This window comes from Comamonas piscis, assembly GCF_014109725.1.
In the GTDB taxonomy this organism is placed as follows: Bacteria; Pseudomonadota; Gammaproteobacteria; order Burkholderiales; family Burkholderiaceae_C; genus Comamonas; species Comamonas piscis.
This window is the reverse complement of the sequence record NZ_CP058554.1, coordinates 3,813,740-3,826,862: the sequence shown is the minus strand read 5'-3', so window position 1 is coordinate 3,826,862 and position 13,123 is coordinate 3,813,740. Positions and strand designations below refer to the sequence as shown.

Below are 13,123 nucleotides of genomic sequence, written 5' to 3'. Positions count from 1 at the left end.
TCAAAAGGTGTTCGGTCAGACGACGCCTTGCGCGCGCAACTGCGCAAGCGCATCAGCCGATATGCCCAAGGCGCCATAAACCTCGGCGTTGTGCTCGCCCAGCGCCGGGCCGGTGCGGGGCACAGGCATGTCGCGGCCGATGATGCGCGGAACAATGCAGGGGGCAGGCAGGCTGCCATGGTCGGCGTCGGGCAGGCGGATGATGGTCTCGCGCGCCTGGAAGTGCGGGTCCGCCTCGATGTCGGCGATGTCATAGACCTTGCTGAACGGGATCTCGCAGGCTTCGAGCTTCTCGCTGATCCGCGCAAAGCCATGCTCGGCAAACCAGCCGCTGACGATGGCATCGAGCGCATGCACATGGGCCACGCGGTGGGGAAGGCTGTCAAAACGCGGGTCCTCGGCCAGCTGGGGCTTGTCCATGGCTATGCACAGCCGCAGCCAGACGGCCTGCGACGAGGCCACCATCGAGAAGAACACGCCATCGGCACTGCGGTACATATTGGATGGCGCGGTGTAGGTGGCCAGATTGCCTTCGCCGCGCCGGGCCAGGCCCAGCTGTTCATGCTCGACGGGCAGCGGGTCCAGGATGCGGAACAGCGCCTCGGTGGCCGACAGGTCCACCTCCACGCCCCGGGCCTCGGGGTCGGCACGCAGGCGGGCCATTTCTGCGGCGATCGAGAACGCGCAGAAGATGCCGGCCACCGTATCGCCGATGGGGTAGTTGCTGTGCATCGGCGCGCCGCCGACGGGGGCCGTCAGGTTGGTGAAACCGCTCATCGCCTCAAACACCCGCGCAAAGCCGGCGCGGGCGCTGTAGGGGCCCGTCTGGCCAAAGCCGGTCAGCCGCACCACGATAAGGCGTGGGTTGGCGCGGTGCAGGGTCGCAATGTCCAGGCCCCAGCGGTCCAGGCTGCCGGTGCGGAAGTTCTCCACCAGCACATCGAACTGCGCCAGCATGGCCAGCAGCAGCTCGCGCCCCTGCGGCTTGCGCACGTCTAGCGTAATGCCGCGCTTGCCCCGGTTGGCCACCTTCCACCACAGCGGCGATCCGTTCTTGATGGGCTGCATATGGCGCAGCGCATCGTTGCCATCGGGCAGCTCCAGCTTGACGACATCGGCGCCATGGTCGGCGCACATCGTCGCGCCACTCGGTGCAGCGAGCACCGTGGCCATATCGAGAATGCGGACGCCGGCCAGCGAGCCCGCGTTGGTGGATGAGTGGGTCATAAAGCTCTTGGGGAAGTAAGCGCAATAGCCGCTTTGTCCCACAGCGGATTGGCGGCTGCAATAGCATGTTTCGCTTAGCGAAACACTCGGCTCAAACGATTGACCTGGAAAGGCCGCCGCCCAATCATGACCACACGAACCACCGCCCAACGCCCCGTGAACACCATCTCCCTGCCCGGGCTCGTCAGCCCCCATGACCTCACGCAAGACCGCCAGTTCTCGATGAATCTGGCACGCGGTCTGGAGGTGCTGCGCGCGTTCACGCCGGCCAGCCCGGTGCTGGGCAACCGGGAGATTGCCGACCGCACGGGCCTGCCCAAGCCAACGGTCTCGCGGCTGACCTATACGCTCACTTTGCTGGGCTATCTGAGCCGCGATGGCCAGCTGCAAAAGTACCGGCTGGGCCCAGGCGTGCTGTCGCTGGGCCACCCGCTGTTGGCGAGCCTGCAGGTGCGCCAAGCGGCCAAGCCGCTGATGGAGTCGCTGGCGCGCAGCACCGGCTGCACCGTCAACATGGGGGTGCGTGACCGCGATCTGGTGGTCTATATCGACTCGGTGCGGGCCGATTCCACCAACCAGCATCTGCCCGATATCGGCTCCACCCGCCCGCTGCTGTCCAGCGCCATAGGCCGGGCGCTGATCCTGGCCTGCCCGGCGGCCGAGCAGCGCGCCATCCTCAATTACCTCCAGGTCAAGGACCGCGCCGAGTACGACGCCCAACTGCCCAACTGGCAGGCCGATGTAGCGCGCTTCCAGGACGAGGGCTACTGCCACTCCAAGGGCGACTGGCGCAAGGAGATCCATGCGATTGCCGTGCCGGTGCGCACCCACCTGGGTGGCTTGCCCGTCGCGCTGAACTGCACCTTGTCCACCCACCGGGCATCGAAGAATCTGCTCACCCGCGAGGTGGCACCGCTGCTCAAGGAAGCCGTTTTTCAACTGGAGCTGGCGCTGGGTATGCGCTAGGGCCCACCGCCCAAGCCTTGCCGCCAGCGCCGATCCACCACCCGCCATAGAAAGAAGCGTGATGATCCGAGACCCCCAGACGTTTGAAGCCCTGCTGGCTGAGCTGCGCAGCTTTCTGCGCAACGAATGCCAGCCCATCGAGGTGCAGGTCGATGAGCAGGACCTGATCCCCGAGCCGGTGGTGCAGCGCATGCGCGAGCTGGGCTTGTTTGGCCACAGCATCCCAGCGGCCTATGGCGGCGCGGGGCTGACGACCGAGGAGCTGGCGCTGGTCAATATCGAGGTCTCGCAGGTAGCGACCACCTTCCGCGCGCGCTTTGGTGGCAACACCGGTATTGCGTCGGAGTCGCTGGTGGTCGATGGCACCGAAGCGCAAAAGGATAAATACCTGCCGCTGCTGGCCAGCGGAGAGGTAACGGGCTGCTTTGCGCTGACCGAGCCCGAGGCCGGATCGGACGCCACCGCGTTGCGGACCACGGCTGTGCGCGATGGCGAGCATTTTGTGATCAGCGGGCGCAAGTGCTTCATCACCAATGCGCCGATTGCCAACCTGTTCACCGTGTTTGCACGGTCCGAGCCCGGCAGCAAGGGCGCCAACGGCATCAGCGCTTTTTTGATCGAGCGCGGCACGCCCGGGCTATCTACACCACCGGCGATGCGCAAGATGGGCCAGCATGGTTCGCCCGTGGGCGAGGTGGTGCTGGACCAGGTGCGCGTGCATGAAAGCGCCATCGTTGGCGGCCTGGAGGGCAAGGGCTTTCGCACGGCCATGCGCGCCCTCAACAAGCAGCGCATCAACCTGGCCGGTCTCTGCGTCGGGCCCGCCATCCGCCTGGTGCAGGAGATGGCCCTGCAAGCGCAGCGCCGCCAGCAGTTTGGCCAGCCGATCAGCGAGTTCCAGCTGGTGCAGCAGCTGATTGCCGAGAGCAATACCGACGTGCATGCCGCCCGCGCATTGGTGCTGGAGACCGCGCGCAAGCGCGACGATGGCCAGGACGTAACCATGGAAGCCTCCATGTGCAAGCTCTTTGCATCCGAAGCCTGCGGGCGTGTGGCCGACCGGGCCGTGCAGATTTTTGGCGGCAGCGGCTATGTGGCCGGCAACGTGGCCGAGCGCTTCTACCGCGATGTGCGCCTGTTCCGCCTCTATGAGGGCACCAGCCAGGTCCACATCACCAATATCGCCAAACGCACGATGGCGGCGTTGTCGGCTTAGTCGCCCATCACCGCGACGCGTATCGAGACAAGAACAAGAGCAGACAGACAAAAGCGGAATCCCCCTTTTATCCCAGGAGACAAAGCCATGCAGACCATCCCATCCCTTGCCCATGCGGCACGCGCCTTGCTGGCGTGCAGTCTGGCCGTCACTGCCGTTGCGCAGGCCCAGCCCCAGGCGGAAGGCTACCCCACCAAGCCGGTCAAGGTCATCGTTCCGTTCTCGGCGGGTGGGGTGGTCGATTCGGTCGCGCGCATCATCAGCGACAAGCTCTCTACCCAGTACGGCAAGCCCTTTATCGTGGAGAACAAGACGGGCGCGGGCGGCTCCATCGGCACCGACTATGTCGCCAAATCCGCGCCGGATGGCTACACCCTGCTGGCAGTCAGCCCCAGCCATGCGGTGGCGCCCGCGCTGCAAAAGAGCATTACCTGGAACCCCGTGCGCGACTTCAAGGCCATTGCGGGATTTGGCTATGTGCCCAACATCATCGTCGTACACCCCAGCCTGCCGGCCAAGACCATGGCCGAGTTCGTCGCCTTGGCCAAAAAGAGCGATCCACCGCTGACCTATGCCACCGCCGGCCTGGGCACTTCCAACCACCTGTCGGGCGAGCTGCTGGCGCAAGAGGCCCATATCGCGCTCGCACATGTGCCCTACAAAGGCCAGTCCGAGGCCTTAAACGACCTGCTGTCCGGCCGGGTCAACATGATGCCGCTGACCTCGGCGCTGGCGATTCCGCATGTCAAAAGCGGCAAGCTGCGTGCGCTGGCCGTCACCACCGCCAAGCGCTCCAGCGCATCGCCCGATCTGCCGACCGTGGCCGAGGCGGCGCAGCTGCCCAACTACAACGTGGGCACCTGGTTTGGCTTTGTGGCCCCGGCCAAGACACCAGCGCCGGTGCTGCAAAAGCTCACCGCCGATATTGCGCAGATCCTCGCGCAGCCCGATGTCAAGACCAAGCTCGAATCGCTGGGCATGGAGCTGGCACCGCAGAACGCCGCGCAGTTCGATAGCTTCATCGCGCAGGAGAGCGAGAAGTGGGGCCAGGTCATCAAGCAGGCCGGCATTGAGCCGAACTGATGGCTAAACGCATACAAGTCCGCAGCATGCCGCAATTTCAAACACCGCTCTGCCAGCGCCTGGGCATTGCGCATCCCATCTTTGGTTTCTCGCATGAGCCTGATGTGGTCGTCGCCATTGCCCAAGCCGGTGGCTTTCCGGTGCTGGGGCTGGCGCGCGATGCGCCGCAGGATATTCCGGCCATCGTGCGCGATGTGGAGCAGCGCCTGGCGGGCCTGCCCTATGGCATTGACCTGATGCTGCCGGCCCATGTGCCCAGCCAGGCCGATCCGCAAAGCCTGCAGGCGGCGCTGCCGCCGGCGCATGTGGCGTTTGTGGCCGGGCTGCGGAAGCGCTTTGCGATCCAGCCACCCAGCCAGCCCAGCTTCTTTACCGCCCATGCGCGCTCGGAGGCGCTGTTCCAGGCGCAGATCGATGCGGTACTGAACTCCAATGCCTGCGCGGTGGCTACCGCCATCGGCCTGCGCGCAGAGCTGATTGCCGAGGCCAAGCGCAGAGGCAAGCTCACGTTCTCGCTGATCGGCTCCGTGCGCCATGCGCGCAAGGCGCTGGACATGGGGGTGGACGTGCTAGTGGCCCAGGGTTATGACGCCGGCGGCCACACCGGCAACGTGGGCACCATGTCGCTGCTGCCGCAGATTGTGGAAGTGGCGCAGAACACGCCCGTGCTGGCTGCGGGCGGCATTGCCACCGGTGCGCAGGTGCTGGGCAGCATCTGCAGCGGCGCGCAGGGCGCCTGGCTGGGTACCTTGTGGATGGCCGCGCAAGAGAACCACACGCCGCCCGCATTGCTGGACCGGTTGATCGCCAGCAGCAGCGAGGACACCGTCATCTCGCGCGCCCACAGCGGCAAGCCTTGCCGTGTGGTGCGCAGTGCCTGGATCGATGCCTGGGACGAGGCCGATGCCCCCGCACCGCTCGGCATGCCCCAGCAGCAGGCGTTGACCGGTGATGTGTTCGCATCGATCCACGAACACGACAATGCCCAGCTGATCTACGAAGCAGCCGGGCAAAGCGTGTTTGGCATCAAGGCGCGCACGACAGTCGCCGCGCAAATGGAGATGCTGGTGGCCGAGATGAACCAGGCCTGGGGGCGGGTGAGTGGGTTTGTGCAGTAGCTGACCGGGTCAAGCTGGCTTCTCAGGCCGCAGCCAGCCGCTCCTTGGCCAGCTGCGTCCCCGCCGCCAGCGCCTTGAGCTTGCCCCAGGCCACATCGCGCGACATGGGCGCCAGGCCACAGTTGGTGCAGGGGAAGAGGCGGTCCGCTGGCACAAACTCCAGTGCGCGGGCAATGGTGTCGGCCACTTCCTCGGGCGTCTCGATGGTCTCGCTCGCCACATCGATCACACCCACCATGACATCCTTGCCCGCCAGCAGCTTCATCAGGTCGGGCGGCACGTGGGAGTGGATGCATTCCAGGCTCACCTGGTCGATGCTGCTGCGCGCGAGTGCAGGGAACACCGTCTCGTACTGGCGCCATTCGTCGCCCAGGGTGCTCTTCCAGTCGGTATTGGCCTTGATGCCGTAGCCGTAGCAGATGTGGACTGCCGTGGTGCAGCTGAGGCCCTGTGCTGCGCGCTCCAGCGCCTGCACGCCCCAGTCGGCCGCGTCCTTCATGTAGACGTTGAAGGCGGGTTCATCAAACTGGATGATGTCCACGCCATCGGCCTGCAGCGCCAGCGCTTCCTGGTTCAGCAGCTCGGCAAAGGCCATGGCCATCTTGAACTTGTCGCCGTAAAAGCGGTCCGCCACGGTGTCCACAATCGTCATCGGGCCGGGCAAGGTGAACTTGAGCTTTTTCTTGGTGTGGGCGCGCGCCAGCTGCGCTTCAAACGCATGCACGCGGCCTTTGAGGCGCAAGGCCGCCACCACCTGCGGCACCATCGCGTCGTAGCGGTTGTCGCGGATGCCCATCTTCACCTTGTTGTCAAAGTCGATGCCCTCCACCTGCTCCAGAAAGCCATGCACAAAGTGCTGGCGTGCCTGCTCGCCGTCGCCGACGATGTCGAGGCCTGCATCCTCCTGGGCCTTGATCCACAGCAACGTGGCATCGGCCTTGGCCTGGCGCAGTGCATCGCCTTCTGCCTTCCACTGGGGCCAGAGCTTGTTGGTTTCGGCCAGCCAGGCGGGCTTGGGCAGACTGCCGGCAATCGAGGTTTCAAACATCAAAGATTTCCTTTTTCAAATAAGAGGGGGCGGGCTTGCGTGCAGAGCATTGTGCGCAAGCCGCCGTGCAAGCGGGTACCGCAGGCGACATGGACGGGAGCTTTGCCCCGGGTTCAGACGCTAGCCTCGGCAGCCCAGGCTTGCAGAACACCCTGGTAGGGCTTGATGAAGTGCGCTTCGGCAAACTTGCCTTGCTTGACCGCCAGCTGGCTGCGTTCTTCTCGGTCGTAGACGATCTGCGTCAGCGAGTAGTCCTGGTTTTTGAGGCTCGGCTGGTAGCGCGCACCGGCGGCGGCATTGGCGTTGTAGATTTCCGGGCGGTAGATCTTCTGGAAGGTCTCCATCGTGCTGATGGTGGCGATCAGCTCCAGGCTGCTGTAGTCGCCCAGCAGATCACCATGGAAGTAGAAGGCCAGCGGCGCAACACCGTTGGCGGGCATGAAAAAGCGCACCTGCATCCCCATCTTGGCAAAGTACTGGTCGGTCGACGACAGCTCGTTTTGCTGGTATTCAATGCCCAGCACCGGGTGCTGGTTGCCATTGCGCTGGTAGCTCTTGCTGCTTGACGCGCTGATGCAGATCACCGGCGGCTTGCTGAAGTTGTCCTGGTAGGTGCTGGAGGCCATAAAGGCCTTGAACAGCTTGCCATGCAGGTCGCCAAAATGCGCGGGGGTGCTGAAGCCGGCCCGGTCCAGGTTGTGCGCCGGCAGCAGCACGCTGAAGTCATAGTCGCGCACATAGGAAGAGAAGTTATTGCCCACAATGCCGGCAGTGCGCTGGCCTGTTCGCTTGTCGACGATATGGGTCTGCAGCATCTCGATCAGCGGAAAGGCCTCCTGGCTGCGCTGCGCGCCCAATTGCATCTCCACCGTGACGATGTCCAGCTCCACCGCATAGCGGTCAGCGCTGGGGTTGTCCCAATGGGCCAGCGCATTGAAGCGGTTGTCCACCATGCGCAAGGTGTTGCGCAGGTTCTGCTGCCGGCTCTGGCCCCGGGCCAGGTTGGCAAAGTTGGTGGTGATGCGCGTGCTGTCCGAGGGCTGGTAGTGCTCATCAAAACGCAGGCGCTGGATGCTGAAACTGATGTCGTTGCTCATGCGGGTCCGATCGTTGAATGCGGGGGATCTGAAGCACACAAGACGTCGCTCAGACCGATGGCCCGGATGTTAGAGCGGATAATCGATGAAGTAAAATGGTTTTATCTCATAAATCCATGAATATGGCTCATTTGTATGCTTGAACGTATCCACCTCAGCATCGTGCAGCAGGTCGAAAAGCAGGGCTCGCTCACTGCAGCGGCCGGCGTGCTCCACCTGACCCAATCAGCGCTGAGCCACAGCATGAAAAAGCTGGAGCAGCAGCTGGGCACGGATGTATGGCTGCGCGAGGGCCGCAGCCTGCGGCTGACGCAGGCCGGCCAGTACCTGTTGGCAGTGGCCAACCGCGTGCTGCCCCAGCTGGACCTGGCCGAAGAGCGCCTGGGCCAGTTTGCCCAGGGCGAGCGCGGCGAGCTGCGCATCGGCATGGAATGCCACCCCTGCTACCAGTGGCTGCTCAAGGTCGTCTCGCCCTATCTGGCCGCCTGGCCCGATGTGGAGGTCGATGTGAAGCAGAAATTCCAGTTCGGCGGCATTGGTGCGCTGTTTGGCTATGAGATCGATCTGCTGGTCACGCCCGATCCGCTGTTCAAACCCGGGCTGCAGTTTGAGCCGGTGTTTGACTACGAGCAGGTACTCGTCGTGCCCCGGGGCCATGCGCTGGCCTCTGCCGCCTATGTGAAGCCCCAGCAGCTCACGCAGGAGGTACTCATCAGCTACCCGGTCGATATCGAGCGGCTCGACATCTACAACCAGTTTCTGCTGCCCGCCGGCGTCACGCCCCGGCGCCACAAGGCCATCGAGACCACCGACATCATGGTGCAGATGGTCGCCAGCGGTCGGGGCGTGGCGGCGCTGCCGCGCTGGTTGGTGGAGGAGTACGCCGCCAAGATGGATGTGGTGCCCGTGCGGCTGGGCCCGCGTGGCATTGCCAAGCAGATCTTTCTGGGTGCGCGCGAGTCGGAAACCGCCATCGACTATGTGCGCGCCTTTATCGAACTGGCCCGCCAGCCGCGTGCTGCCACAGCCAACAAAGCCTAGTCGGCGCCGGTCACACGCACAAAACGCACGCTGATGCGCAGGCCCGGGCCAAAGGGCGGCGTATAGCGCTGCTGGGCATCGGCCAGTTGCAGGCTGGCGCCTGTTGCGCGTGCCACCTCCTGCACAATCGCGAGGCCCAGCCCCGTGCCGGGCGTGTCATGGGCCAGGCGGTAAAAGCGCTCCAGCACCCGATCGCGGCTTTGCGCTGGAATGCCCGGGCCATTGTCTTGCACCCACAAAAGCAGGCTGTCGGCGCTGGCCTCCAGGCCCAGGGTGACCTGGCCTTGTGGGGGGGTGTAGCGGATGGCGTTGTCCACCAGGTTGGCCATCAGCTCGGGCAACAAACGGCTGCTGGTGTACAGCGAAAATGCATGCAGATCGGGCGAGGAACCTGTGCCATCGGTGGGTGCTGCAGCAGGTGTTTCGCTTTCTTCCCAGCCCAGGTCGATCTGCTTGAGCTCAGCCGCTGGCGCCAGAGCTTCCAAACACTGCAGGCAGAGCGCGCGCAGGTCTACCCACTGCGGCGTTTGGGCCGCATGCGCGGCGCTGCCGGCCTCGGCCTGCGCCAAAGTCAGCAGCTGATTCGCCACATTCAGCAATTGCTGGTTGCTGCGCTGCAGCCGCTGCAAAACAGCGAGGCGCTGCGCGACTGACAAGGCCGCCAACTCGGCAGGGCTCTGGCCCAGCGCCTGCTCCAAGGTATGGGCCTGGATGGCCAGGGGCGTGCGCAGCTGGTGCGCGGCATCCGAGATGAACTGGCGCTGGCGCGCCACCTGGGCGCGGATGGTGCGGGCAAACTGGTTGACGGTGTCGGTCAGCGGCCGCAGCTCCTGGTGGATCTGGCGCGAGTCGAGGTGAAAATCCAGATCCCGGGCCGGGCGCTCGGCCAGCTGGCGCGCCATGCGCAGCAGCGCGCGCAGCTCCAGGGTCAAGGCGGTGGCGCTCACCAGCACGGCGACGGCCAGCGCCCAAAGCAGGTATTCCATCGTGGGCCACCACAAGGTCTGCACCATGTCGTCGCGGCTGTGGGTGGTTTTGCCGACCAGGATGGTGATCTCACGCGCGCCGTCCACGTCGTACATGGCCCGGCGCGTGATGACGGCGCGGATCGGCTGGCCTTGCCAGACGGCGTCATACCACTGGGCGTTGTCGCTGCCGCTCAGCTTCAGTTGTGGCGGTTGCGGAAAATTCTGCTGGCCCGCCAACAGCTGGCCTTGCGCATCCATCACGCTCAGGTAGACATGGTCGCGCGCGGGCGACATGAACAGGCTGAGTGCCGAGGGCGGCACGCTGGCGCGCACATCGCCGTCTTCCCAGATCAGGCGGTCGGCCAGGATCTTGGCCGATGACAGCAAGTCGTGGTCTTGCACATAGTCGGCCGCGTCCTCGGCATGCTCATGCGCAAACCAGCCGCACAGGCCCACCAGCACCGCCAGCGGCAGCAGCAGCCACAGGGCCAAGCGGGCGCGAAGGCTGTGCAGCATTCAGTCACCGCCCGCCAGTTTTTGCTTCAGCAGGTAGCCCACACCGCGCAAGGTCATGATGGTGGTGTCGCTGGCCTGCAGCTTCTTGCGCAGGCGGTGTACATACAGGTCCACCGCGTCGGCGCTGGCCTCTTCGTCCATGCCGTAGATCACATCCATCAAACGCTGCTTGGGCAGAGCGCTGCCGTTTTGCAGCATCAGCGCTTCGAGCACACTGCGCTCGCGCGGCGGCAGGGCCAGCTCCTCGCCCGCCACGCTGAACAGGCGGGTGCGCAAATCCAGCTGCAGGTTGCCGCAGCGCACCAGGTTCTCACGCCCGGGCATCTGGCGCCGCGCAATGGCCTGCATGCGGGCCAGCAGCTCGCGCACCTCCACCGGTTTGACCAGGTAGTCATCGGCGCCAATCTCCAGGCACAGCACCTTTTGGTCGAGCGAATCGCTGGCCGTCAGCACGATCACCGGCAGGCTATCCCCCCGCTCGCGCAGGCGCCGCAGCAGCGCCTTGCCGCTGAGCTGGGGCAGGTTCAGGTCCAGCAGCAGCAAGTCGTAGTGCGATTGGCTCAGCAGCTGGTCGGCCGCATCACCGCAGTCCACATGGTCCACCACAAAAGCATGCTGGCGCAGCAGCTCGGCCAGGGACTGGGCCAGTTCCAGGTTGTCTTCGACCAGAAGGATCTTCATCGGAGGGGGTGGGGCCGGGCGCCCGCAAATAGATCAGGGATAACCACTAAAAATGCTGCAGTGCAGCGAAAGCGCACTGAAAGGGTGCAGTTTCTAGACTCTGTTCCTATCCGGTGCATTATGCGGTCGCCCAGGGCGACGCTGCTGAAGGTGCCAGGACCACAACTTCAAGGAGACACTGCATGACCACGTTCCACGCTACCCGCCGCAATGCCCTGGCCGCCATCGCTGCAGCTGTCGTTTGCTGCATGGCCAGCACGGCTGCCCAGGCCGCAGACGACACCGTCACCATCATGGTGGGCGGCATCAACAAGATCATCTACCTGCCCGCCAAGCTGGCCGAGTCGCTGGGCTACTTCAAGGAAGAGGGCCTGAAGGTCGAGCTGCAATCGCAGCCCGCCGGCGTGGATGCAGAAAACCAGCTGATCGCCGGTGCCGTGCAAGGCGTGGTGGGTTTCTACGACCACACCATCGACCTGCAAGCCAAGGGCAAAGAGATCCAGGCCATTGCGGTGTTCTGCAAGGTGCCCGGTGAGGTGGAGCTGGTCTCCACCAAGGCGGCAGCCGGCGGCTTCAAGACAATGGCCGATGCCAAGGGCAAGACCCTGGGTGTCACCGGGCTGGGCTCGTCGACCGAGTTCCTGACTCGCTACCTGGTCGACAAAGAAGGCGTCGCCAGCAAGGATTACTCGCTGCTGCCCGTGGGCGCTGGCAACTCCTTCATCGCCGGCATGAAGCAGGACCGCATCCAGGCTGGCATGACCACCGAGCCGACCGTCTCGCAAATGCTCAAGACCGGCGATGCCAAGGTGCTCGTCGATATGCGTAGCGAAGAGGGCACCAAGGCCGCGCTGGGTGGCCTCTACCCCGCTGCCAGCCTGTATGTGCGCAACGAATGGGCCGCCAGCCACAAGGACCAGGCCGCCAAGCTGGCCCGCGCCTTTGGCAAGACCATGCAGTACATCAGCAGCCACAGCGCCGAAGAAATTGCCGAGAAGATGCCCAAGGACTACTACGGCAGTGACAAGGAGCTGTATGTGGCAGCGCTGAAGGCCTCGCTGCCCATGTACACCAAGGACGGCAAGATGCCCGAAGGCGGCCCGGAGACGGTGCTCCGGGTGCTGTCGGCCTACAAGCCCAATGTAAAGAGCGCGCACATTGACCTGGCCAAGACCTATTCCAACGCCTACCTGAGCGCCAAGTAAAAGCGGCGCAACCTGCCCAGCAGCGCGGCCACGCCGGGCTGCAGCTTGCGCGCCATCCACACCCTTTCGGGAGACGACCATGTCCTATGCCACCCAGGCGATTGCCAGCCAGCAACCGCCCAGTTCCCTGCAGCCCAAAAATGCCGCAGCTTCTGCACCCCAGGCCGATGCGGCCATCGAATTCGACAAGGTGTCGCTGCGCTTTATCGCGCCGGACGGCACCGCTACCCTGGCGCTGCGCAACTTTTCGATGTCGGTGGCCAAGGGCGAATTCATCGCCATCGTCGGTCCCACCGGCAGCGGCAAATCCACCACCTTGAACCTGATCACCAGCTTGCTGCAACCGACGGTGGGGGAGGTGCGGGTGATGGGCAAGAAGGTCGAGCAGATCGATCCGCGCATCGGTTTCGTCTTCCAGGCTGATGCCGTCTTCCCCTGGAAATCGGTGCGCGACAACGTGGCCGCCGGCCCGATCTTTCGCGGCACACCGCGTGCGCAAGCACTCAAGCTGGCCGACGAGTGGATCCACCGCGTGGGGCTGGCCAACTTTGGCAACCACTACCCGCACCAGCTCTCGGGCGGCATGCGCAAGCGGGTGGCGCTGGCGCAGACCTTCATCAACCAGCCGGAAATCTTGCTGATGGACGAGCCCTTCTCGGCCCTGGACATGCAGACCCGCACCTTGATGCAGGACGAGCTGCTGCGCCTGTGGTCGGCCTCCGGTGGCTCGGTGGTGTTTGTGACCCATGACCTGGAAGAAGCCATTGCGCTGGCCGACCGCGTGTTTGTGCTGACGGCCCGCCCCGCGACCTTGAAGCGCGTGTACGAGATCGACCTGCCGCGCCCCCGCGTGATGAGCGAGGTGCGCTACGACCCGCAGTTCATCGACCTGTCCAAGCGCATCTGGGATGACCTGCGCGAAGAAGTCCATATCCAGTAAACACAAGGCAAGGAACA

The 13,123-nt window shown here is 64.5% G+C and carries 12 protein-coding genes; 7 read left to right on the top strand and 5 right to left on the bottom strand.

The window, feature by feature from the left end:
- Positions 1 to 15 precede the first annotated feature (15 nt).
- Positions 16 to 1,227: a CaiB/BaiF CoA transferase family protein gene (locus HS961_RS17265; protein WP_182324103.1), complete on the bottom strand. Its 1,212-nt coding sequence runs from the start codon at positions 1,225 to 1,227 to the stop codon at positions 16 to 18.
- A gap of 126 nt (positions 1,228 to 1,353) precedes the next feature.
- Here HS961_RS17265 and HS961_RS17260 point away from each other — a divergent pair, with 126 nt between their 5' ends.
- The 4 genes from HS961_RS17260 (at position 1,354) to HS961_RS17245 (ending at position 5,610) form a co-directional block, all read left to right on the top strand.
- The gene (locus HS961_RS17260) at positions 1,354 to 2,193 is read left to right on the top strand and encodes an IclR family transcriptional regulator (RefSeq protein ID WP_412101605.1); all 840 of its coding nucleotides are present in this window, start codon (positions 1,354 to 1,356) and stop codon (positions 2,191 to 2,193) included.
- 61 nt (positions 2,194 to 2,254) lie between these two features.
- Positions 2,255 to 3,409, top strand: coding sequence for an acyl-CoA dehydrogenase family protein (locus tag HS961_RS17255; protein WP_182324101.1), 1,155 nt, complete (start codon positions 2,255 to 2,257; stop codon positions 3,407 to 3,409).
- An 87-nt stretch (positions 3,410 to 3,496) separates the two neighbouring features.
- Complete coding sequence (locus HS961_RS17250) at positions 3,497 to 4,492, top strand: tripartite tricarboxylate transporter substrate binding protein (protein ID WP_182324099.1); 996 nt, start codon at positions 3,497 to 3,499, stop codon at positions 4,490 to 4,492.
- Between the two features lie 26 nt (positions 4,493 to 4,518).
- Positions 4,519 to 5,610 carry an NAD(P)H-dependent flavin oxidoreductase gene (locus HS961_RS17245; RefSeq protein WP_182324097.1) on the top strand — a complete coding sequence of 364 codons (1,092 nt, stop codon included), beginning with the start codon at positions 4,519 to 4,521 and terminating at the stop codon, positions 5,608 to 5,610.
- A 22-nt stretch (positions 5,611 to 5,632) separates the two neighbouring features.
- Here the strand turns inward: HS961_RS17245 and HS961_RS17240 are convergent, their stop codons facing one another.
- Both HS961_RS17240 and HS961_RS17235 read right to left on the bottom strand, forming a co-directional pair.
- On the bottom strand, positions 5,633 to 6,658 hold the full coding sequence (locus HS961_RS17240; protein ID WP_182324095.1) for a methionine synthase: 1,026 nt from the start codon (positions 6,656 to 6,658) through the stop codon (positions 5,633 to 5,635).
- A 113-nt stretch (positions 6,659 to 6,771) separates the two neighbouring features.
- Positions 6,772 to 7,755: a DUF1852 domain-containing protein gene (locus HS961_RS17235; protein ID WP_182324093.1), complete on the bottom strand. Its 984-nt coding sequence runs from the start codon at positions 7,753 to 7,755 to the stop codon at positions 6,772 to 6,774.
- Positions 7,756 to 7,890: 135 nt separating this feature from the next.
- Here HS961_RS17235 and HS961_RS17230 point away from each other — a divergent pair, with 135 nt between their 5' ends.
- The gene (locus HS961_RS17230) at positions 7,891 to 8,796 is read left to right on the top strand and encodes a LysR family transcriptional regulator (RefSeq protein WP_182324091.1); all 906 of its coding nucleotides are present in this window, start codon (positions 7,891 to 7,893) and stop codon (positions 8,794 to 8,796) included.
- Here the strand turns inward: HS961_RS17230 and HS961_RS17225 are convergent.
- The gene (locus HS961_RS17225; protein ID WP_182324089.1) at positions 8,793 to 10,280 is read right to left on the bottom strand and encodes a sensor histidine kinase; all 1,488 of its coding nucleotides are present in this window, start codon (positions 10,278 to 10,280) and stop codon (positions 8,793 to 8,795) included. The two genes, HS961_RS17230 and HS961_RS17225, sit on opposite strands and share 4 nt — an antisense overlap.
- On the bottom strand, positions 10,281 to 10,961 hold the full coding sequence (locus HS961_RS17220; protein WP_182324087.1) for a response regulator transcription factor: 681 nt from the start codon (positions 10,959 to 10,961) through the stop codon (positions 10,281 to 10,283).
- Positions 10,962 to 11,143: 182 nt separating this feature from the next.
- Here HS961_RS17220 and HS961_RS17215 point away from each other — a divergent pair, with 182 nt between their 5' ends.
- Both HS961_RS17215 and HS961_RS17210 read left to right on the top strand, forming a co-directional pair.
- Positions 11,144 to 12,166, top strand: a complete 1,023-nt coding sequence (locus HS961_RS17215; RefSeq protein ID WP_412101604.1) for an ABC transporter substrate-binding protein — start codon at positions 11,144 to 11,146, stop codon at positions 12,164 to 12,166.
- Positions 12,167 to 12,245: 79 nt separating this feature from the next.
- Complete coding sequence (locus tag HS961_RS17210; RefSeq protein WP_182324085.1) at positions 12,246 to 13,106, top strand: ABC transporter ATP-binding protein; 861 nt, start codon at positions 12,246 to 12,248, stop codon at positions 13,104 to 13,106.
- Positions 13,107 to 13,123 lie beyond the last annotated feature (17 nt).